Source organism: Arthrobacter sp. P4_H3, from assembly GCF_056400885.1.
Map to the genome: position 1 here is coordinate 34,202 of NZ_JBFUKK010000024.1, position 21,449 is coordinate 55,650.

The following is a 21,449-nucleotide window of genomic DNA, read 5'->3' on the forward strand; positions in this document are numbered from 1 at the left end:
TCAGCCTCACCATGATGCATGCAGCGCATAGTGTTTATCTCAGCCCAAGAAGTGCCGAGATCGTAAGCAACTTTTCCTCGTCGCGGATGATGCCGACGTGGTGCAACACATCGCTCAATTTGGCCAGCTGTTCGTTGGTTGCGGTGAGGTTGCCTATGTATCCGCTGCCGCCGCCCCGCGCGGGCCCGAATCCCAATATCCGTATGCGTCTTCGGGCATTTTTCCTCTGTTTCCGGCCTTGAATAGTTAGGATTCTTCCCCTGCGGAAGTTGTGACGTCCTACGGCCGCAAATTCAGCGGCTTGATCTCCGCTCCATCCTTGATCAGCCCCAGCAAGTCGTCCTGCCTGGCTTGCCCCAGCGTCAGCCGGTACTTCGCCAGCCCGGCAAGCATGTGCTTGGTCCTCGGCACGTCCCGGCTCAAAGGGTGGTCTAAGAGCCGCCGCTCGATCTTGTGTTCTCCCGGATGAATCCAGTGAGGCGCAAACTCGCTGCTGGAATCTTCCGGCCGCGCGGCAATATCTGCGGAAGCGACCGAGAACAGTGTGTCCCACGGGTCCGTCACCCCAGGCTTCAGCACCGCGGCGCCGTGAGCCTCTGCCACGTTCTTCCGCACTGCATGCCCCAGATACCGGTGAACCCGACCTTCCCGCTGCTCGAAATCAACGGGGTTGCCCGGCACGTTCCAGTGGATGACCGAGTGCGCCCACCAGTGGAAATCGATGCCCTCCTGGCCCACGGACGTCGACGCCAACACAAATGGCCAGAACGGGCTGTTGAAGGCCCGGCGGACGTCGGGCATGCGGTTACTGTCGCCGTCGTCCGTCTTGGCATTGCTGTACCGGACGGCGAAGCGGACACCCATGCGGAGATCCTCGTGGGATCCGTCGGGATACTTGGCGAGCATCTGCGCCGGCTTGAGGGACAGGGAACGCCGGATGTCATCGGCCAGTGCCCAAAGTAGCTCGTTGGTGATCTCCCCGGGAGCCTGTTGACTGCGGAGCTGAAAGACGTACTCGTCCAGCACTGCCTGGAGGTTTCCGGCCTCGCAGTAGCGCAGGACCTTCTGCCAGTAGGCGCCTTCGGGGTAGAGCTTGTCGAGCAGTTCGGAGGCGTCGAGCCGGTTGAAGAGTGCACGCAGGCCGGTGGCGGCGAAGACGGCAGCCTTCCACAGCTCAGCGCCGTCGAATTCGTCCGGAACGGCCCTGCCCAGTGCGCGGTAGATGCAGTTGGCGGGAGAATTGACGGCCAGGTCTTCAACGCCGTTGTCCCAGCCTGCCGGTTCAGCGACGGATGATTGCGCCATCCGGTCAATGTGGGCCAGATACAGTCCGGCTTCTGAGCCAGCATCCTGGTCGGCGCCCGTGTCTGAGGATTTGCCGAGCTGCTGGGTGTACTCGTCCACGCCCCGCAGCTCTTTGGTGGCAAGCCGGGCGTCATTCTTCCACTCTGCCGGCAGAGCGCCAGGAACGGAGAAGTAGGAAGCCCACACGCCGAGGCGGCTGGCGGCGTCGACGACGGCGCCGCCCACCATGGACTTGCCTGCCTCGGCGGCGGCTTCCCGCACAGAGCTGCCGTCCACAGCTGCCCCCTTCATCGATGCACGTTCCAGAGGATCGCCCGCAAGTGCCAGTGAAGCATGCGGGATGAACAGCGCAAGGGCCGACATGGTCTGAGGCTCGCCGTCGCGGACGTTGTAGCGCAGACGCCCTGCGAACTTTCGGCGAGCCTCGGCGGTGTTCTCCCCGTGCCGCGCAGAACCTTCAAGGATCTGCCGCTCGGCCTCGTAGGAGAGCATCGTGGTGATCGCCGTCGGGGCGGCGTTCCATGCTGAGAAGACCAGCTGCTTGGTGACCTTAGCGCCCACTTCGGCGAAAGCGCCGGAAGGCTCAACGTAGGGGAGCGACGGCGGCATCCACAGCAGCTTCCACCAGCCCTGGCCGACGGTGTGGCCGCGCACGGCCCGGAACTTGGCATTGTCGGTCTCCACGGCGCCGTAGCGTCGGTACGCATCGGCGTCGATCGTGGCCAAGGCCGGCAGTACAGGGTCAACGGCCTCGCGGTCGCAATGGATCCGGCCGTCCAGCATCCTGCCGACTTTGTAGTCAGTCAGGAAGTGCGCGAACATCGGCACGGATTTCCAGTACTCCATCGGGCTGCCGGTGCGCGCGGCACGGAACAGAGCGGACAGCGACCTGTAGCTGGTGAGGTCCCCGGCACGAACATCCGTGGGTGCCATCTCGATCACAGACAACATGTCGTCCTTGCCGAGCTGCGGCCTCTCCGTCCGGCTCATGAACATCTTCAGGCCGTCCTCGATGCGATCCGTCAGCGCATCGTCCGGAACCTGCTTCAGCAGCTGCGTCCGGCGGCCATCCAGATCCGCTTCAAGTGTTTCCATGTATCCGGGACGCTCGCTGCTCAGGAAACGCAGAAGCTGCCGGAAGTCTGCGGCATGGTCGTCGCCGTCGGCCTCGTTCGCTCCTGTGTGCGCCTTGTACGGCGTGGCCGACAGCAAGATCAGTTTGGCGCCCTTGTAGTTCAAGAACTGCCGGGCGAGCTCTGCCGCTGGATCCTCGTCGTCGGGCGCGGTACCGGGAGAGTACAGCAGGTCGCGGAAGCGCTGGAACTCATCCAGGATGATCAGGTCAGGTTCGAGGCAATCCAGCCCCGCCTGGGCGAGGTCGCCCCGGAGCCCGCCGATAATGGCGCTCATGCGCGGCTGGACTGTCGCCGCCCCGTCGCGGACGGCCTCACGCAAGGCCTTGCGGAACGCCGGCAGGTTGCCGCTTTGGTGCGCCAGCGTCCGGAATCGGTTCCGCACTGGGACGGTGAAGCCGCCCGGGAACTGCTCGTGCATGTACTGGACCCGGCGCCCGAAACGCTGCGTGGAGGCGCCCGCCCGGAGAAGCTCGACGGCGTCCGCATGCTGTTCCTCGTCGATGACGCCAAGCTGCGCCAGGATGCGGAAGAGCACGGCCCGTTCCTTGGCCTGACCCGTCGCCCCTCCGACGTTGAAGGACGTCCCCGGAGTCAACGAGATGAAGTTGACGCGCTTCCGGGTCCCGGGCGCGGCCGGAGCGTTGAGTTTCGCCAGCTCGGTGGGCAGCAGTGTCAGCCGTCCGGACTCGATGATGTCCTTCTGATTAGTGACGTTCAGCCGGCCAAGGTTCTGCTTGGCCAGGTCGGCATTGGAGCAGACATAAACGACGTCGATGCGGTCTACGCCGGAGTCCCGCTGGTCCAGTCGCTCGATGGCTTTGGCAATGACACCGCGGGCCACCATGCTCTTGCCCAGGCCGGTTTCATCCGCCACCAGGAAGCGGTCCGCCGGCTGGTCATCCAGATACAGGCGTTTGAAGACGTGTTCCACAGTCCGGCGCTGAAAGCCCCGGAGGCCGTCCAGGGCGGGCGTTGCGTCAAACCCCATGAAGTTCCCCCATGTCTAGAGCCTCGGTGGCTGCCGTCCACAGCGCGTGCAGCTGCTGAATCTCCGGATCATCGCCACGAAGGGCAAGCAGCCGGTCCATCACCACCTTCAAGTCCGGGAAGACCGAGCGGGCGTCCGGACCAGCCATCGCGCCCACCATCGCCTCAAAGAGTCCAGCGGCGGATCCGTCTCCGAACCCGGAACCGGCGAACCAGCCGGTGCCGGTTCCGGACCCCGGTAGCGCAGCCTCCGGGGTGAGGAACAACAGGAGGAACTGGCGGAGCTTCTGCGGGTCGTCCAGCTGGCGGGCGATGATCTCGTCCAGCCGCCCCGGAGGGTCGGTGCGCAGGCTGCCCTGGATCACAGTGCTCTTGGACAACCCGGCTTCCGGGTCCTCAAGTGTGAGCACCAGATACGGGGTCACGTCGGCGAGCGGTATCGCCTGGAAAGTGTGTTCGTGCCGGCCGCCGGAACGTTCGACGACGGTGCTCGGCTGGGGGAGCGAGAGGAGCCGCAGCTTCGCGGTGAACTCGGGCTTCGGCGACCAGTCATGCGAAACGGTTACCGTGAACGTGTTCTTGACTCCGTCATCGGGGACGGGATCGAGGAGGAACGGTTGCGCTGCAGCGTCGCGCAGGGCGCTCTCAAGCCGGAAGGCCGCCGCATCTTCTTCTGAGCGGGCTTCGCCGCCGGTGCCTAGATAGTCCGCGAAGGGAACGTCCTTCAGGCTTTCCCTGATGCGCTGCACCCCGAGGCGCTTCTTGGCCCCGCGCATTTCCAGCAGGAACTCCACGTTCTTGGTGAACCCTGGTTCGGTGGCGTTGGCGGACCCCAGGAGGGCGTAGGTGAAGTGGTCGTAGTCGCAGAAGTAGGCCTTGGCGTGCAGTCCGGTCAGATCGTCGGCGACGCGCTGGATTCCAGACTCGTCCGTGTCGTCGCTCAATCCTGAGTCCGCCGACTCGGGGATACCGAGCTCGTCAAAGGCCTTGAAGGACGTACGGGTATCGGCCACCGTTTTCTCGTTCAAGAGGTCCAGCTGGTCGCCCCGTGAGTAGACGTAAAGGTTCTCTGTCCAGCGGTCCTGCAGCCGGCCGATCAGCCTGTCATCGAGGAAGGGCGAGATGACCAGCTTGTCCCGGCCCAGGAAGGCGGCGTTGCCGGTCTTGTTGTTGAGCGCGATGAAGTTCTCCGGGTCGCGGAGGTGAGCCACGATCGAGCCTTGTTCGAACTCGTCGCCCATGCCCATCGGCCGGAACGCCAGGCGGTGGATGTCCTCGGGAAGGTCCCATCGGACGTCCGCCAGCCGCGAGGCGAGCCCGCGCACCCTGGCCAGCCTCTCGGCGTCGGGCTTTACGGTGCAGAGGCCGGGGAGCCCGGCGATGAAGCGGGCCAGGGGTCCGCTGTCCGGGCCGTCCCCTTCGGTGCCCTGCACGGGTTCGCCGTCCAGCCGGACGAGGAGGTCCCAGCTGGCGTCGGTGGTGAGGTTGCGGCTGCTGCACAGAAAACGGTAGCGGCGCTCGGTGTCGTTCTCGAATTCCAGGAGCCAGACCTTGGGGTGGAACAGCCCGCGCCTGACGCTGACCTGATGGACCATCGGCTCGAGCAGCGCGAGCAGGTCCGACGCATCGGAGGGTGCTTTGATGTGGCCCGCCTGGCAGAAGATGTCCACGCGGTCCGAGACTTTGCGCAGGGCGCTGAGGACCGCTACCGGATTGGTGAATTCCTCTCCGGAGCCGGCCACGAAGCTCAGCGGGACCGACAGCGCGCTGGTCATGTCCAGTGTGAAGGTGGTGCCCACCGCTTGGGCGAGCCGGAATCCCGCTGGCGGGCGCAGCTGCTGGGTGAGCGCCTGCCTGTTTGCCGCCTCAAGCATGTGACGGCCCTTCCAGTGCCAGCCCGGCGTGGATATCCAGGACATTCCGGCGGACCTGGGCCCACCGGAAGGACAGCGACGCGACCTGCGTTGGCGGTTGCCAGGCGCGGAGCCGGCGTTCGTTGCGGAACCGCGAGTTGGACTTCTTCATGATTTTCTCCCGGGTTTCGACGGCGCCACGAAACTCTGTGTTGTCGATCAGTTTGCTGGCGCTCAAGGCAGCCGCGATCATGGCCCGTGCGAACTCGGCGGTGGTGTTGTTGATGCCGTGGTTCATTGCCTTGGCACGGCTGAGGTAGTCGTCCACGTCCCAGCCAGCGAGTACGTCGCGCTTGCTGTCACGCTGGTCCTCCCACTCTTCCAGGAGCTCCTGCGTCGGCTGCAGATTGTCCGCTTCAGTGGAGAAGACGCTGGCAGAGAGCTCGGCAAGAAGGTGCTGGTACAGGATCGTGGCGCCGTTGTGGATGGATGATAATGCTTCTGCGTCTCTAAGCCACTGCGCGGGTTCGCCTTCGGCGCTGCGGCACGCCGGGTCCAGCCAGGGCGCCCAGAGACCGGGCGTGGGGCTGACCTCGGACCCGACGACGTGGGCCAGCATGGTGCCCGGGCAGGTGGTGAGGATGCGTTCCTGAAGCCAGCGCGCCTCGTCGTGGGACAGCGTCAGTCCCCGGTTATCCGACTGGGGGAAGCCCACGGGCGGCTTCGGCAGAGTCTGGTTCCAGACGCAGTAGGTGCCTTCACCCTCTTCAGGGGAAGGGACGTCTGTGCACATGAGCTGGGCGACGACGGAGCGGTCTGTCTCGGGGTCCACGATCTCGTAGCGGCGCAGCGCCGACCAGTATGCGGCTGAGGGAAGCTGCCTGACGTTCCTGCCAGCGTCGCGCCCGATGTAGCCTTCCGCGCCGAGTTCCTTGAGCCGATCAATCAGCTGCCGCTCGGATTCCTCGGAACGCTTCCGCAGCTCATCCGGGTTTCTGGTGCCGCGGTGTGCGCTGAGGAACGCCCAAGGGACCAGGAGCATGTAGCGGGCGCCCAGGTGCAGCACGGATGTGCCGGGGAACAGGCTGTTGCTGATAGCGTCCCGAAGCTGCCCTATGCCGAGGTCGTCGATGGTTTCCGGCGTGCCGAAGAGCTTCACAAGCTCGCGCATCTTCGAGTTTTCCTCGGTTGAGGCATCCAGCCAGGAAATCAGGGAAGTCATGGGCGTTATGGACTCGCTTCTGCACGGGTGGCGAACGTTTTGCGTTTGCGGGTGGCTTCGCGATCATGAATCGCCCCCTTGTCCACCGTAGGACATGGGAATCTCGCCGCGAGCGAAATGGCGGCAATATTGAGCAAATCCTTCGTTTCGCGCACGTGACGATAGCCTCCTTGGTGGGAGTAAACCCTTGCTGCCTGTGAACGATTAGTATGGACCGCACATCTTTGCCTCGGTCCAGTCGCTGTCATCGCTCGGCGTCGAGCGGCTGGGACCGGACTCCTTCGATTTCGTGGTCATTGACGAATTTCACCACGCCATGGCGCCCACCTACCGCCGGCTGCTGGACCACCTCCGGCCGCAGCACCTCCTCGGACTGACATCGACGCCGGAACGCGGCGACGGCGTCGATGTCGCCGAACAGTTCTTCGACGGCCATACCGCCAGCGAACTAAGGCTGTGGGACGCCCTGAACGCTGACCTGCTGGTGCCGTTCCACCGCTTCGGCGTCTCTGACGATGTCGACCTCAGCCAGTTGGAGTGGAAGCGCGGCAATTACGACGTCACGCAACTGAACAACCTCTACACCGGCAACGACGCCCGCGCCGCCAAGGTCATCCGCGAACTCCGCGACAAAGTCACCAGCACCGACCAGATGCGGGCCATCAGCTTCTGCGTTTCGTTTCGGTCCAGCACGCCCACTACATGGCCGAAGTGTTCAACCGCGCCGGCATCCCGTACGGGACATCGCTTCGTACGCGGAGACTGAGCTGTAGGCCTACCGAGCGGTCCGGCAACGACGTGAAGTCGATCTACCGATCAACGCGAGACTCCTGGACCGGCTATCTACGTCAGGCCGGCCTGATCGACGGCCGGGGATTGAGCTTGTCGAAATCGCCCGCCGAGAAAATCCTCAAGGGCCAGCTCGTCGGCCAGACGGATGCTGACGAGACGAAGCTCCTCGACCGTATGGCTGCGCTGATCCACGTGGACGATCCGGAACGAGCCGAGGCCTACTCGATGCTGGTCGGCGCCGATACGCCCCGCTACGCGGAGCTTGGGATCCGCGAACAGACGTTCGAGCGGATGCTGTTCTACACCCCGTGGGACGACGGCGGCGGTTTCCAGTCAGGGACGGCAGTGGACGCCAGATGCCACTTCCGTGCGGACTCACGTGAAACAGACAGAGGCCGTACCGGATGTCCGGAACAGCCTCTGCGGAAGGGCGGACACTCCAGGCCGTCCTTCTTGGGGTGAGCGACGGGGGTTGAACCCGCGACCTCCTGGACCACAACCAGGCGCTCTGCCAACTGAGCTACGCCCACCATGTGCTTGTCGAGTCCGTCCGGCTAGCCGGCTGTCGGAAAAGGCAACGTCAACAAGTATACGTGCTCTTTGGGACTGTTTTCGCCACTTTTCCGTGTTTGCCAAATTTCCTCTGAAGCCTTTTGCAGATTACTTTCGACATCTGCAGGCCTTTCGCGGGGTGAGCAGGCGTCGATCCTGCTGCGGGTCTGTGCGGCGTTCAGCGCCCTCGTGGAAGCCGTTGAGTGGCCTTCCGGGCCCCGCGCCCCAAAATCGCTCACAGAGCATGCATGCGTCGCAATGGCCAACGGCAGGTGAAGCGCCATGTAGGCCCGTGGGCCCCCAGGAGCGATCCGGGCAGGCACTTCGCAACGGTTCCGGTGGTCGCCTTGGGGCGACGTCGCCCTCATTGTCCTCCAATTGGCACATCCCGCGGGCAGCAATCCTCGCTCGATGCGTTCTGAATACCTGATGATGCAAAGCGCTTCCCATAGGATGAAGGACGACTGACGAACGACGTTGTTGCTGTTCGGCTCGATCGTACGGAACTAAGTGGGGGAACTGTGTTCGAGAGCGGCCAGAGGATTCGCATCAAGATGGTAGGCAAGCCAGAATTTGCTACCGTCAGATACGTCATCGATGCCACACCGGGCTCTAACGCGACTCTAGTTGTGCTCGGTGACGACGGATCCATGTTTGAGATTGAAACAGGCAACGGCACCCTCGATAGCGTCAGGCCGCTCAGCAGCGATGGCACAGCCGACTCGGAGAAGATTCTGGCTGGCATGTGGACACGCTGGATGGCAGCCGCTGCGATAAACGCTGACTCCAGCGCAATGGCGACGACGCAGCTTCGGCCCTACGCACATCAAGCGACTGCCGTGTATGGTGCAATGCTTCCTCAGCCTATGTTGCGCTTCCTGCTCGCGGATGAGCCAGGAACTGGCAAGACGATCATGGCGGGACTGTATATCCGTGAAATGCAGCGCCTGGGCCTTCTAAAGAGGGCAATCATCGTTTGTCCGGCCAACTTGGCTTCCAAATGGGTTGCGGACTTTGAACGCTTCCTCGGGGGCGGACTTCGACATTTGCGGGCGGCGACCGTTCAAGAAAATGCCCTCAACAATCACGACTTGTGGGTTGTTTCGCTGGAGCTTGCAGCCATGAACCCCCAGGTACAAGAGGCCATTCGCCCAGACAGGGCAGGCTGGGACTTGGTGGTTTTCGATGAAGCTCACCGACTCACACCTACAGCGTCGACGTTTCATCAGGTCGGGCGTTTGCTCGCTAAGAACACCCCCCGCGCGCTCTTGATGACAGCCACGCCGCACAGGGGAAAAGAGTGGCTATTTAGGCACCTCCTACACTTAGTGGACCCAGAGGTTTACCCAGATCCGGGAGGAGATCCATCAACGGCGCTTTCAGCTCTAAAGCCCGGCCCCATTCATTTCCTCCGGCGGATGAAGGAAGATCTCGTGGACTATGACGGGAAGACTCGTCTGTTTCGCGAACGAACTGCTACGAACCATAAAGTGCCACTGTCGTCGACCGAATTTGCCTACTACGAGGCAGCTCTCAATATGGTGGAGAAGTTTTTTCCACCAGCAGCCGTCCCACTCGCGAGTATGGTCTATGGCAAGCGTGCCGCCTCGAGCTTGCATGCTCTGAAAGAGACTTTGTTGCGTCGACAAGACAAGATGGGGTCAATGAGCGAGGCGGAGGCCGCCACCGAGGCGGACAAGCTGGGCTTCGGGGACGAAGGGGCGGTTGAGGAAGCCCGCGTAACGGCAGCAGGCTCCAGATCTTCGCAGCAGGAGCGATCGGCCATTAAGGATCTAGTGAGCCGTATTTCGGCCACAATTACCAATCCGGACTGGCAACCGTCGAAGTGGCGGCGGTTAATTGAGGATTGTCTTCAGAAGAATGAAATCCTCCCTGGAACCGGTGCGCAGGCCGTTGTCTTTACCGAGTACACTGACAGCGCGGACTGGGTTGCCGAACGCCTCCGAGCTACGGGATACACAGCGGTGGTGTATTCGGGGTCGCTCGGCAATGACGAACGGGATCAAGTCAGAACCGACTTCATGAACGGCCAGTTTCAGATCATTGTGACTACAGATGCCGGCAATGAGGGCATTGATCTCCAGGCGGCACACGTGTTGGTGAACTACGACATCCCGTGGTCCTTGGTTCGTCTTGAACAGCGTATGGGGCGGATCCACCGCGTCGGTCAGACACGTGACGTCTTCCTTTACAACCTCGTTGCGACAGACACCCGGGAAGGCCAGACTCTGCTGACCCTGCTGGACAATTTTGTGACGGCTGCCAATGAACTCGGGGGCCAGGTCTTCGACAGTCTCTCGGCTGTCGCAGAGATGGGTGGGCTTGAGTACGAACGGTGGCTCCTCGACACCTTTGGAGCCGACGAGGCCAGGCGCAACGCCGCATTCGAGGCCGTCAGTGCAATAAACACGAGGGACCTGGTCCGAAAGGCTCAGGCGCTGAGGCAGACAGAGCTACGACTTAGTAGCCAGGTAGATGCTGTGGCGGCTTTGACATTGTTGCAGCGCGATTTTTTTGCACGCATCAATCCCGCGATAGTTGAGGCCTATCTCGACCGGCTGGCAGCGACGGGTTTCTTGTCAGCCCGAGCCACCACCGCAGGCCCGGGCTTCAGATTGTTAGCTCTGACTGACGGATCGATGCCTAAGAGTCTAGGAGGCGGGGCCTCGGTCCACGTCGCAACGAGCGGGGTGGCGCTGCTCGGCGCGTCCGGAGTTGAGACGAAGGGAATAGTTACTTTAGGCCCGGGAGAAGCAGGATTTACCGACCTGATCGACTTGGCTGACGCGTATCTAGCAGAAGATGTATACAGATCCGGTGCCGTTGAGGATCCGACCAGCCTTAGTTCATACGATCTGTACGCATACGAGGCGACATTGTCGGAGTCAGGAGGGCAACATCGAAGCATGTGGGCGACCCTGATCAAGGTTGACGACGCTGGAAATGCTAGGGCCGTCAGGTGGGAAACCTTGGCAAACCTCGTGGGCACGACTCGGAAGGGCACTGCGACTAACTTGGCGCGACTCAATTCGGCGGACGCGACAGCCGTCGATGTTGTCCAGCAGACCCTCAAAGAGCGTCAACGTGTCCGGCAGGACTGGTTCAGCCAGGCACGGAAGGACCTCGAAGATCTGCCGCTCAAACTGACTGATGCTATTGAGGATAAGACGGCACGCTTAGCCTTGCGCGCCCACCTACGAAGTCGAACTGCTAGTCGTCTTGCTCATCTGGAGACTCTGTCCGAAGTGCACATGACTGAACCTAAACTGGTCGCCCGGATTCGGGTTCATTCTGCCGGGACTAGAGAAGTGAAGCTTGAGGCGGATTCGGAATGGGTCGCGATGGACTTCGTCAAGCGGCGCCTGGAAGTCGAGGGCTGGGCGGTGCAGGACGTCCATATGGAGGGTCGAGGTTACGATTTGGAGGCGCGGCGCGGGCCACACCTCCGATGTGTCGAGGTGAAAGGTGTGTGGGCGTCGGCTGCCTCAAGTGGCGTTAGGCTGACTGGCAACGAAGTTCTTATGGCTACACAACACGGTGCAAACTACTGGCTGTACGTGGTGGACGATTGTGAGAACGGGAACGGTCGGTTTTTCGGCGCGTTTCAAGACCCGGCAACGCTGTTCGGGACCGACATGGTGGGCGGTGCTATCTTCCGGGTGCCTGGAAGTGCACTGACCTCCGCGCGAGAAGGTTTAGAGTGACACGAATGATTGAGCGCTGGTTCCCCAGCGCGGAAGTGACTGCCAATAGCGCAGGCGGATGGGGTAGCGCAAATAACGAGATAGGTTTGTTTCCCTGGTTCGCTAAGCGCCCCACGGCCCAAGCCAAAGCGGCTGTTCTTTGCTCTCTGCTGCCTTGGCCAGAGTCCGAGGCGGAGCAGAAGCGGCTCCAAGACCTCGTCAAGGAGGCCATGACGGGTCGCTATGCGGCACGGAAAGAACTCCGCAAGGAGATCCTTCAAGCTAATCCTGAGGGAGCCTCCGTTCTTGACCCATTTAGCGGTCGCGGAATCATTCCGTTGGAGGCCGTGCGACTCGGTCTAGATGCACATGCCGTGGACTATAGCCCGGTTGCGGTGTTGGCGTCCTCACTTCTGACGGATTTTCCCTTCCGTAACTGGGACGGTGAACCTGAGCTTCCATTCACTGATACCGATGGAAAACTTTACGATGACCGCCCACGCTTGCTCCGAGATGTGACGAGTACGTTCCATGAGGTAGAGCGCAGGTGGCGCGCTGAGATGGCGGACTTTTACCCGGCCGTAAATGGAAAACAGCCGCGCGGCTATTTCTGGGCCGTCGCGCTACCCTGCCAGGAATGCGGCAATGAGTTCCCCCTGGTAAATTCGTTTGCCCTGCGCATGCCCTCTAAGAGAAAAGGCAAGAAAGGGCAGCCAGCGATCTTAGATCCTGGCCAGTCTTTCCGGATCGAGGTTGATAGGGCAGCAGGCACGTATAAGGCTGTGGTCTTTGATGGTGCGCCGGCAACTTCTCCTACGCTGGCGAATGCGAATGAGGCGGACGGGAGCAAAATCTCAGGTAAGTCAGCAACCTGTACGTTCTGCAACCACGTGCATCCGGTGGCTGTGCATCGCCGGTTGGCCAACGAGCGTAAGGGCAGAGATCGTCTATTGGTCGTGGCTGATCATGGTGACGACGGCTTAAAGACGTACCGAGAACCGATGGAAGCTGAGCTTAGGGCCGCGGAATCGGCTACGTCTGCGTTGAACGACCTTCCCTCTATATCTCCTTTCCTGACAGCCTTTCCCGACGAAGGCATTGCGCCGGGCAACAATAATATTATTGGGCCGTCAATATACGGGGCTCGGACGTATGGCGACCTTATGTGCGACCGCCAAACCCTCTCCTTCGCCACGCTCGCGAGAGTCATCAATGAAGTTGTTACCGGGCTCGTGGCTGACTACGCCATCAGCGCCGACTATGCTCGCGCTCTTGCAGGCTACTGTGGCTCCGCTATGGCCCGAACTCTCAAGGCATCCACGCGGGGCGCGACCCTGTACGCTCCCACCCAAATCGTCACTGTGATCTACTTGAATGAAGGCTCCCTGACATATTCGTATGATTTCTTCGAAGCAAGTACTGGCACCGGACCAGGAACGTGGGCCTCCTTGTCGCGGAACAGCCTAGCTGTGCTTGAGGGGCTACTCGAAGATGCGCAGGGAACATCCGCGTCCGTCGCCCGCGGGAGCGCAACGCAGCTCAGCTACCGTAGCGGAGCCATCCAGGCAGTCGTAACTGATCCCCCCTACGACCAGATGATCGCGTATGCCGACGCCTCCGACTTGATGTACGTTTGGCTCAAACGGGCGCTTCACGGTACTTGGCCGGAGTTTGTAGTCACCTCCGATCCATATGGGACTCAGGAAAAGACCGACGAGATCATCGTGAAACGGGTCAGAGGTAAAGCACCCGACGAGCATCGCACCCGCCTCCACTATGACACCAAGATCGCCTTAGCTTTCCGTGAGATGAGAAGAGCCGTAAGAGAGGACGGCGTCGTCACCATTGTCTTCGGCTCGGGCGACCTTGAAGTGTGGAAGCGCTTCCTGGCTGCGATCCAAGAAGCCGGTCTTGTCATGACGGGGTCTTGGCCCGCGTCCACAGAGTCTGGCGGACGGCAAGGAAAGGCAAACATCAAGACGACCTTAACGATGGCTTGTCGACCGGCGCCGGCGGGTCGGCGGGCAGGACGCAAGGGTGCGGTCGAACGCGAGATTAGAAACGAGATCGCCGATCGGTACCCCGACTGGCTGCGGTGGGGACTAGCCCCGGCGGATATGCTCATGGCTGCCGCTGGACCTGCTATGGAAGTGGCCGGTCGTTACGGCGAGGTGCTGGACGCCAAAGGTGACCCCGTCGACATTCACACGTTCTTGCCTCTAGCGCGGGCCGCGGTACAGGCGGTGATGGCCGTAGAAATCGATCACCATCCTCTAGAAACGTTCGACTCTCGGACTCGATTTGCGTTGTGGTGGGTGCGACTTTACGGCCGACAGATTCAGGCGAAGTCAGAGTTGCGGTGGCAGACTTTGGCGTCTTCGCTTGAGATAGGGGACGTGCGAGATCTCGTCCCCGAGACGAGTGGCGGCGTAGCCTTCACCTCATGCAGCCAGTTCTCGCACCGTGTGCATGAGGAATCCTCGATTATTGATGTCGCGCTCGCTCTGGCAGGGGCGTCCCAGGACGGCACGGTAGCAATGGGCGAGATACTGGCGGCGTCAGGTCGTGATGCGGACGATGCATATCTCTGGGCTGCGATCAGCTTTCTGGCTGACCGGCTCCCTGACGCTGACGCTGACGCTATAGCCTGGAGCAGGGTCTTGCGAGCTAGAGGAAGTATCGCCGCCGCGGCCGCCAGCTCGGCCCGGTCTGCCGCCTCAGCTCGAACGCTCTCGGATCAAGAGCTGTTCAAGCTTCCGTAAATTTCAGATCCGCTATTGTCTAACTGCACTATCGCTCGGAAAGGCTGGAATGGCTAAGGACGTCACACCCTGGTGGAAGGCTCTCAGGATCCGGCAGGAGATACTTGACGCGTCAGGACAGCTTGACGATGTCCAAATGTCGCTGTTTCAAGCGGTCTACGGTTCGGGCAGTGACGCACCTCCCTACGCCGATGCCTCTTATTACGGTGAGATTACTCATCCGACGGATAGGCTCACTGATTTACTTGCTGAAGTAGCAATACGAATCGGGGGAGGGGCTAACTATAAGCGCGCGCGAGCTGTTACCCGATTGGACCAAGGGATGGGCGGCGGTAAATCGCACGCTTGTGTGGGTGCATACCATCTAGCGTCGAACCCCAAAGCACTTTTCAAGACTGAAATCGGTCGACGCGTACTGGAGCGCGCAGAGTCTCGCATGGGCACGCAGATGGACGAAAACCTTGGGCGTCCGCACGTTGTCGTCTTGCCATGCGATCACATGACGCCGGGCGCTACATCCGAGGCGATGGATGGGCCCGCAAAGAACCTGTATGAGCGCTTCCTGTGGAGGCTTTTCAAGGTAGGTTCTACGACCGACTACAACCTGTACGAGCGTTACAAGCCGTTCTACAGCGATAAAGGCAAGATCGGCGAAGCCCTCAGAGCCATCGACAGGCCGGTTCTCATCATCGTTGACGAAATCTTGGACTACCTAGGTAATGGGCTGGACGGCGCTGGCGATCCTCAACTTGTGGCCCAAGATGTGGCTTTTATCAGGGCGCTTCTCGATGTCGTAAACGACGTCCCTAAGGTTGCGATGCTCATTGTCATGATCGCATCGACGAATGACAGAACCGCACTGTCAAAGCCTGCTCAAGAGCGCCGGGACGACTTGAATGGAATTCTCGAACGCAACGGGTTGCGGACTACAGTCACTGAAGTTGCCGACTTTGCGAGCATTCTGCGGCGGCGACTGTTTGACGCAGAGCCGGTGATGGAGCTTGTGCAGTCAACCGCGGAAGTGTTCGCCCCAGTCCTGGCGGACAAGGCCTGGGAGAAGAACGTATGGTCGCCGATCCGAGCGGACTGGCGGCACCGCTGGAATGACGAAGTGGCTGCTTGCTATCCATTTCATCCCTCCCTCATGCAAATGGCGCAGGACGAGTGGGCCCAAGTTACAGGGTTCCAACGAGTGCGGTCTACGATCAGAGTTTTTGCCGCGACCGTCCATGCATTGAAAGCACGAGGAGAGGGTGGTGGTTGGGTCCCGCTCCTGATTGGGCCGGGAGATCTACCCCTCAACGACAATGCCGTTCGAGAAGCGATACTCAGCTCCGGCCTAGTCGACGACGACCGGACCATTGCCAACTACCGAAGCCTCGCCGAAAACGAGATTGTAAATCAAGACGAGTCACGGGGCACAGCACGGGAGCAGGACCTAAACAGGAATCACAATATCTGGCAAGAAAGTAACCCGCGAGCGACAGAGCGCGCGGGAACCTACTTGTTCTTGACCAGCATCGTAGGCACTTTTCGACCCGGCAAGGGAAAGGGGGCCAGCGCTCCTGAAGTTCGAGCTGCGACTATGGTTCCGGATCTCTCGTACACCATCACAGACGCGGACCAGGTCGTGTCCGATTTGGTGGACACCGAGACTGGCATGTCGTCCATCGACATCATTCCCGGCCAAGGAAACAACAAGCCGGCCCGCTATTTCATGACCACCAAACTCACGTACCGTATGCTGGTGGCAAGTATCCGTAGGACGATCACCGACGAAGATCGCGATCAAGTCTTGCGGGAGTTTGCGGACAAGCTTTCACTGGCTGGTCCCTTCCGCGAAAAACGATTCGTACCGGCGGACCCAGACCGGAATGCCAACCTAGTCCTAGAGAGGGCAGGTCTAGCCAGTCCTTTTTCCAACAGACTGTTCATCCTTGACCCCGCGCAGTTCAGCCTTAGAAACGGGATGGAGCAGGCGACCATGCAGGCCGTTACGTCAGCTCTCGGCTTAGGAACTGGAGTGGATTCTCGTCCGGTTGAATGGGCGTCAAGCGCCGTGTTTGCGGTCGTCAACACGCAGAGGCGGGCACAGGCGCGGGGGTCCGCGGTTGAGTACCTCGCTCGGCGCCGTGCCTTGTCCGCGCCGGAAGTCCAGAGCGATACCGACTTGAAGCTTCAGGGAACCAAAGAACTAAATGAGGGCCGGGAACAGCTGGAGAAGGCCATCAAGCGGGCCTACCAGCACGTACTCTTCCTCGCTCAGCCCGATCCTGACGGTGAAAGAGAAGTACAGCAGTTCACTTTCGATGATGACATGAACTCATCCCTCAACGGCACGGTTGTATGGAAGGAACTGTGTCGGCAGGACAAGGCTTTTGACGCGGGCGAATTCGACGCTCGGGCACTGGTGCACAATCTTCGCGACACAGATTTTGGCAAGTCGCTTTCCGAAGTGCGAGCTGATTTCTATAACGCTCCTCGGCTGCCCCTCCTCTATGGCGGGGATGCGGATCTAGCCAAGGCGATCTTCGATGCAGTCAGCGAGGGACTAATCCAGATTGTCGACTCTAATGACGCTCCCGTAGCAGTCACAGCACCCAATCAAATTAACCTCAGTGCATCGACTCTCAGGTTGGCCCGGTCTAAAATGCCAGAACCGCGGACGCGTGAGGAAGGGAACGACGTCGGGGATCACGGTCGTTCCTTGAGCCCCGGTGACCCTGGGGAGAGGCGCTCGGCTAACCCGGACTCTGCCGGAGAGTCGGAAGCGACAGAGGTACGTCAAGAGAAACAAGTGTCTTTTGCGTTCACGCGCAACCTTCTCAGCAACTCCGTCGATGCTGACCGATTCGCCGCTGTTTTCAAGAATCTGTATCAAGCACTCGATGAGGAGCAGGTGAGCTATCTTCAAGGGACGCTCACTCTGCAACTGGAAGAAGCAGTCGTGGCATCGATGCAACGTAACCTCGACGAGCTTGGCATTCAGATAACAGTCAAACCAGCCTGAGTTGTCCCCACGTTGTCGCCCTTGACACAGCGCCATACCGTAGAAGTTCGGCACAGTGGGGAAGCTCCAGTGAGGCGCCGACCCAGCCAAAGCTCCACTAAGTACCGAAATTGCTGCCGTTCGTCAAGCAGGCAAAGCTGGCCGGGTTGGCCCCCGGGGCTTCTGCTTGCCCCTTCGCCTCCGGTTCAGGACGGCGACCGCACGTATCCCAGCTGCGCTGCAATAACTGCTTTCGCCGCGCGCTGAGCACTTGGATCTTTTCAGGCCTGACAAACCGGCCCCCTAGATGACACATGGGATTTTACTGTCGCGGCCAATCGAATACGGACTTGGCAGCTGGGCAGCAACAACGGCGCGTTACGTTGGCCGCCCCTCTTGAGCGACCTGGGACCACCTGCCGTTCACGGTAGGTCATTCGATCCATAGGAAAGTTCGCTCCCCGGCGGATGGAGACTGGCCCGTGGGCCGGGAGGCTACGTAACTGCTGCCATGTGTACGACGCGCCGCGCGGATGCGGGGCCACAAGTGTCCGCGGTGACATCATCGAATTACACAATAGTGATTCAGCTAGCCGGTTAGACCGAAGGAAACCAAACGATAGATACAGGCCAGGAACACGGACTACACTGATTGCCATAAGAGGTATCAGCGATACATGAGCCGTCTAGCGATGGTTATTGTGCGTGGCCTCCCGAATGGGGCATTGTGGACCGCATGAGGGTGATAGGGTTTCCCGGTCATCCCACCGGCGTGCTGAACCGAGGAACTGCTTTCGAAAGGGATGCGACGTGAAGGGTGACGTATTGGGATGGCTGTCATCCAAAAAAACGGCAGCGACTCATTTGTCGCGACGCCGTCATGTGGCTGCGCCGGAGACCAGTATTGGCGTGCTCGAGAAGTCCTTCAAGACGATGTATCAGGACATCCAAGTCCTGCGTGATTTGGCGGAGGGCCGAGTCAAGTCCATCTCGCCCGACCAGCTGGCTGGCGTCCTAAAGCCACTCGCGAAATCACTTACCGCGGAACGCGCGCTGAAAGAAATTCAACGATGGAACGAAATATTCGATGACGTCTTTGTGGGACTAGACTCTTTTAACCTTCAACTTGAGAATGAAATACCTTTCTCAACGTCCGATTTAGCTTTGTCCATCGACTCAGCTCGTATTGCATTGGATTCACTTGCTCAGCGATTGCTACGGACAAAGACCGCGGCATAAGTTTCTAAAGCTGTACTCCTTGGAGAACAATTGTGCGAGTTTGAGCCGTCCTAGTTATCTGATTTCATCGCCTGCTCGGCCTTCTTGGCTATTTCATGATTGAGAATGACTTCCGGCTTGCCTTCCACAGCAGCGGTGAAGGTCAATTTCTCGGAATCTATGCCTATTTTGCCGAAGGTTACGAGCATCTCCGGGATGAGAAAGACCCCCAATAGGATTGCCGCGGTCGTGACAACGCTGGTAGGCATGGGTTGCCGGCAAGTCCACGTTCGCGTTTCCGTTGTCAGCTGTGGTGACTTTTCCGAGGCTACTGGGGAGGGTGTGGCTGTCGCCTTTGGTGTTGCATTTTGTGTTGCTGTTGGTGTCGTCGTTAATGCCGACGGCACCGCATACACAACAGTTGAAGCGGCTTCGCAGCTTCCCTGCTGGGCTGAGGTATCGACTGGCCATAGATAGTAAGCCCACATCGCTACGTTGACCACTAACAGTACGCACGCTCCTACCATTACGAACCAGCGTAATGGTGACTTGCTCCAAGCCTCGCGCCGTAGCAGCATCCGTTCTCTTGAGTCGTCAACGACCCTGGCGTCATTGCCATCTCTATCGGCGTGCTTCGAGTCCGCCACGATCACAGGCTTTGGGGCCGGGCTAGAGCTGTTCTACCAAGGGCGGCCAGATCCGGCTGGCCCCCGTCGCTTTCCAATGCACGAAGCGCAACATACATGGCAGAGAACGCTGCTGAACTTTCAATGCGAGCCCTCTTTTTTACTGGGCCTGCCGTTTTTGGATGGAGCAGTGCGCTCCTTTCGATTTCTAGCATTCTAAATCTGAACCAAGGGTCTGTTAGTGATGCCACTGAGGCTGCATTCCCAAGGCTGTCGTCCCTTCCCGTCCATCTCAGGCGGTTGAGAGCCCACTTCAGATCCTTTTCGCTGTCGTCGCGTAGTTTCCTGAGCCTGAGCTCCTCAAACTCGCTTTTGCTGGAACTTGGATGGGCAGCCAGCATATTAAAGACTTCTTCGCTGAAGTCCCGCCATATACCGTCCAGTCCCAGGAAATGTCCGTGGGCCCGTGCGTAAAAGTTGATGCCCGAGGTTTGTGAAGGGTGTTTTTCGTACTGCAGCACGGCCATGTCGAGCCTCATGAAGCTGAACTCCGAGAAAAAATGGCTAGAGCTCAAAACATCTCTCACTTCCCGCACTCGACTGGACTTCCAAAATCATAAAGCTTGTTGAAGCACTCCCAAGCATATGTGTTGCCTGCATTCATGACGGCAAACGAGCGTAGAAAGTTGATGATTGGTGTCACGGCCGCACTCTCGGGCTATGGAGATTGATGTCGAGTCAAAGAAGGCTGGGAGCTATGTCCGATCGCAACACCGTAGGCTTCTTCGATGCGGCCCCGGCCCTTCACAGGCCACTTGTGCCTCGTGCCCATTGCCCAAAGGGCATCCATAAGGGAAGCCGAAAAATTTGACGGAGGTGCGTGGTGTGCAAGCCCTTCGTGAATATTGAAAGGCCGCTCACGTGACGGAGGCTCCGTGGTTGAAGAGGCTGAAAGGTTTATATCGGATCTACGGGACAGGCAATGACCGCACGGTTCCGTGATCGAAGGGTGTGGTCGCGGATTTGGTGACCGTTATCAGCGGATCCGAGTCCAAGCCCGAAAGTGGCTATGCCGGCACCAAGTGCTAAAACCGGCGCTGAGCCATATCTGTACCTCCGGGCTAAGGGGCGGCACGTACATAGACTGGGGTCATGCCGCCCGAAGAGATGCCCACGCTCCGTTTCCTGACGATTGAACAGGTGGCGGAACAGTTAAACGTCGGTACGCCCCAAATCAGAGCGCTTCTTAGGACGGGCGAACTGCGCGGCTTCCAAATAGGAGGACGGCGGCTCTGGCGCATCGGGGCGGACGACTTCGAGAATTACATTGCCGAGGCCTACCAGCAGACAGCTAGACGTATTGAGTCGGGCGAGGTGCTCACTGAAGTACGGCTTATGGATGAAGCGCAGCATGAGCTCTGAGGAATGGACTCTCATGTTCCGCATGGGCCTCACGCCAAAACAAATAGCAAAGGCGTGCGACGTACCCTCCAGTAAGGTTAGTCGAGTCCTCGGATGGACGAAGCGCCGGGATCCACACCTGGCTGAAGAGCACGCGGCTAACGCACGTGACGGCGATAAGAAATCGACCGCTCCCGTATCAGTTCAGTGGGCAGCGCGCTTCGAAGAGCTTCTGCGCTTCACCAGCGCATCTGGCAGGCTGCCGTATACCAACGTTGCCGATCCGGTTGAAGCGTCCTTGGGAAGATGGCTGGCTCGGCAACGCTATGCCTTGTCCAAGAGCGCGCTGGACCTTGAACGGCAGCGGCGGCTCGACGCCGTCGCCGACTGGCGACAACCGGCGCGGTCCCAACGGGACAAAGCAAGGTGGGATAACCATTTAGTTGATGTCGTCGAGTACGCCAGCGAATCCGAACGCCTGCCCTCTTACCGAAACTACGCCGACGACAGAGAACGCCAATTAGGTACGTGGCTACACGCTCAGCGTCAGCAGGCCTTCGCGGGTAAGATGGCAGACCAGAAACGTGCTGTTATCGACACTGCCCTCCCCGGGTGGTACACATGGGGGAGGCGTACATAGGGTCGAGTGGTGTGCTCACTCTGCGGATTTCACTCCTGTCTCATCACCAAACGCCGGACCGGAAGCGTACCGTACGTCGCGTCTTAGGCCCCCATTGGAACTACGACCGCGCCTGCAATCCCCGAACGCCTTCCTGGATCTGGGAGGAGGTATTGGAACTGAAAGGGAGCCCAGCCTCGTCACGTAGTGCAGCCCCCGGGAAGCCTCTGGTTGAGGTCCCGGTCCACGAACAAGTCCGGCTGTTTGCGGCTTAAACCGGAAAC

At 60.0% G+C, this 21,449-nt stretch carries 13 protein-coding genes, 1 tRNA gene and 1 pseudogene; 8 read left to right on the forward strand and 7 right to left on the reverse strand.

All coding sequences use genetic code 11. The annotated features are described in order from the left end of the window. Nucleotides 1–279: 279 nt before the first annotated feature. From AC1DRE_RS22330 to AC1DRE_RS22345, 4 genes are read right to left on the reverse strand one after another with little or no spacing between them, the layout of a single operon-like run. A complete protein-coding gene (locus tag AC1DRE_RS22330) occupies nt 280–3,429 on the reverse strand; it encodes a DEAD/DEAH box helicase (RefSeq protein WP_476986681.1) in 3,150 nt (1,049 codons plus the stop codon). After that, nucleotides 3,419–5,302: a phospholipase D family protein gene (locus AC1DRE_RS22335; RefSeq protein WP_476986682.1), complete on the reverse strand. Its 1,884-nt coding sequence runs from the start codon at nt 5,300–5,302 to the stop codon at nt 3,419–3,421. The genes AC1DRE_RS22330 and AC1DRE_RS22335 overlap by 11 nt, the downstream gene beginning before the upstream one ends. Then, nucleotides 5,295–6,503 carry a DUF6361 family protein gene (locus tag AC1DRE_RS22340; RefSeq protein ID WP_476986683.1) on the reverse strand — a complete coding sequence of 403 codons (1,209 nt, stop codon included), beginning with the start codon at nt 6,501–6,503 and terminating at the stop codon, nt 5,295–5,297. The genes AC1DRE_RS22335 and AC1DRE_RS22340 overlap by 8 nt, the downstream gene beginning before the upstream one ends. Nucleotides 6,504–6,508: 5 nt before the next feature. Next, nucleotides 6,509–6,658 carry a hypothetical protein gene (locus tag AC1DRE_RS22345; RefSeq protein ID WP_476986684.1) on the reverse strand — a complete coding sequence of 50 codons (150 nt, stop codon included), beginning with the start codon at nt 6,656–6,658 and terminating at the stop codon, nt 6,509–6,511. Nucleotides 6,659–6,720: 62 nt separating this feature from the next. Between AC1DRE_RS22345 and AC1DRE_RS22350 the strand changes: the two are divergent. Both AC1DRE_RS22350 and AC1DRE_RS22355 read left to right on the forward strand, forming a co-directional pair. Continuing rightward, a pseudogene (locus AC1DRE_RS22350) lies at nt 6,721–7,238 on the forward strand (DEAD/DEAH box helicase); the annotation flags it as partial. Between the two features lie 147 nt (nt 7,239–7,385). Beyond that, on the forward strand, nt 7,386–7,757 hold the full coding sequence (locus tag AC1DRE_RS22355) for a hypothetical protein (protein ID WP_476986699.1): 372 nt from the start codon (nt 7,386–7,388) through the stop codon (nt 7,755–7,757). Here the strand turns inward: AC1DRE_RS22355 and AC1DRE_RS22360 are convergent. Continuing rightward, a tRNA-His gene (locus AC1DRE_RS22360) sits at nt 7,750–7,825 on the reverse strand. The two genes, AC1DRE_RS22355 and AC1DRE_RS22360, sit on opposite strands and share 8 nt — an antisense overlap. Before the next feature lie 543 nt (nt 7,826–8,368). Here AC1DRE_RS22360 and AC1DRE_RS22365 point away from each other — a divergent pair. From AC1DRE_RS22365 to AC1DRE_RS22380, 4 genes are all read left to right on the forward strand, one after another. Beyond that, entirely contained in the window at nt 8,369–11,572 is a 3,204-nt protein-coding gene (locus AC1DRE_RS22365; protein ID WP_476986685.1) for a helicase-related protein, read from the forward strand. A 539-nt stretch (nt 11,573–12,111) separates the two neighbouring features. Continuing rightward, entirely contained in the window at nt 12,112–14,313 is a 2,202-nt protein-coding gene (locus AC1DRE_RS22370; RefSeq protein ID WP_476986686.1) for a hypothetical protein, read from the forward strand. A 436-nt stretch (nt 14,314–14,749) separates the two neighbouring features. Beyond that, nucleotides 14,750–17,323 carry a DUF499 domain-containing protein gene (locus AC1DRE_RS22375; RefSeq protein ID WP_476986687.1) on the forward strand — a complete coding sequence of 858 codons (2,574 nt, stop codon included), beginning with the start codon at nt 14,750–14,752 and terminating at the stop codon, nt 17,321–17,323. A gap of 788 nt (nt 17,324–18,111) precedes the next feature. Then, nucleotides 18,112–18,540: a hypothetical protein gene (locus AC1DRE_RS22380; protein WP_476986688.1), complete on the forward strand. Its 429-nt coding sequence runs from the start codon at nt 18,112–18,114 to the stop codon at nt 18,538–18,540. Nucleotides 18,541–18,590: 50 nt separating this feature from the next. Here the strand turns inward: AC1DRE_RS22380 and AC1DRE_RS22385 are convergent, their stop codons facing one another. Together AC1DRE_RS22385 and AC1DRE_RS22390 are read right to left on the reverse strand one after the other, a co-directional pair. Next, entirely contained in the window at nt 18,591–19,166 is a 576-nt protein-coding gene (locus AC1DRE_RS22385; protein WP_476986689.1) for a hypothetical protein, read from the reverse strand. A 2-nt stretch (nt 19,167–19,168) separates the two neighbouring features. Next, nucleotides 19,169–19,732: a hypothetical protein gene (locus AC1DRE_RS22390; RefSeq protein ID WP_476986690.1), complete on the reverse strand. Its 564-nt coding sequence runs from the start codon at nt 19,730–19,732 to the stop codon at nt 19,169–19,171. A gap of 565 nt (nt 19,733–20,297) precedes the next feature. Between AC1DRE_RS22390 and AC1DRE_RS22395 the strand changes: the two genes are divergently transcribed. Both AC1DRE_RS22395 and AC1DRE_RS22400 read left to right on the forward strand, forming a co-directional pair. Next, nucleotides 20,298–20,567 (forward strand): helix-turn-helix domain-containing protein, encoded by a 270-nt coding sequence (locus AC1DRE_RS22395; protein WP_476986691.1) that lies wholly within the window; start codon nt 20,298–20,300, stop codon nt 20,565–20,567. After that, nucleotides 20,557–21,186 (forward strand): helicase associated domain-containing protein, encoded by a 630-nt coding sequence (locus AC1DRE_RS22400; RefSeq protein ID WP_476986692.1) that lies wholly within the window; start codon nt 20,557–20,559, stop codon nt 21,184–21,186. The genes AC1DRE_RS22395 and AC1DRE_RS22400 overlap by 11 nt, the downstream gene beginning before the upstream one ends. Nucleotides 21,187–21,449 lie beyond the last annotated feature (263 nt).

Coding starts and splice junctions, on each gene's coding strand:
- AC1DRE_RS22400 (WP_476986692.1), top strand. CDS start 20,557: ATGAGCTCTGAGGAATGGACTCTCATGTTCCGCATGGGCCTCACGCCA.
- AC1DRE_RS22395 (WP_476986691.1), top strand. CDS start 20,298: ATGCCGCCCGAAGAGATGCCCACGCTCCGTTTCCTGACGATTGAACAG.
- AC1DRE_RS22335 (WP_476986682.1), bottom strand. CDS start 5,302: ATGCTTGAGGCGGCAAACAGGCAGGCGCTCACCCAGCAGCTGCGCCCG.
- AC1DRE_RS22340 (WP_476986683.1), bottom strand. CDS start 6,503: ATGACTTCCCTGATTTCCTGGCTGGATGCCTCAACCGAGGAAAACTCG.
- AC1DRE_RS22375 (WP_476986687.1), top strand. CDS start 14,750: ATGGGCACGCAGATGGACGAAAACCTTGGGCGTCCGCACGTTGTCGTC.
- AC1DRE_RS22370 (WP_476986686.1), top strand. CDS start 12,112: ATGGCGGACTTTTACCCGGCCGTAAATGGAAAACAGCCGCGCGGCTAT.
- AC1DRE_RS22330 (WP_476986681.1), bottom strand. CDS start 3,429: ATGGGGTTTGACGCAACGCCCGCCCTGGACGGCCTCCGGGGCTTTCAG.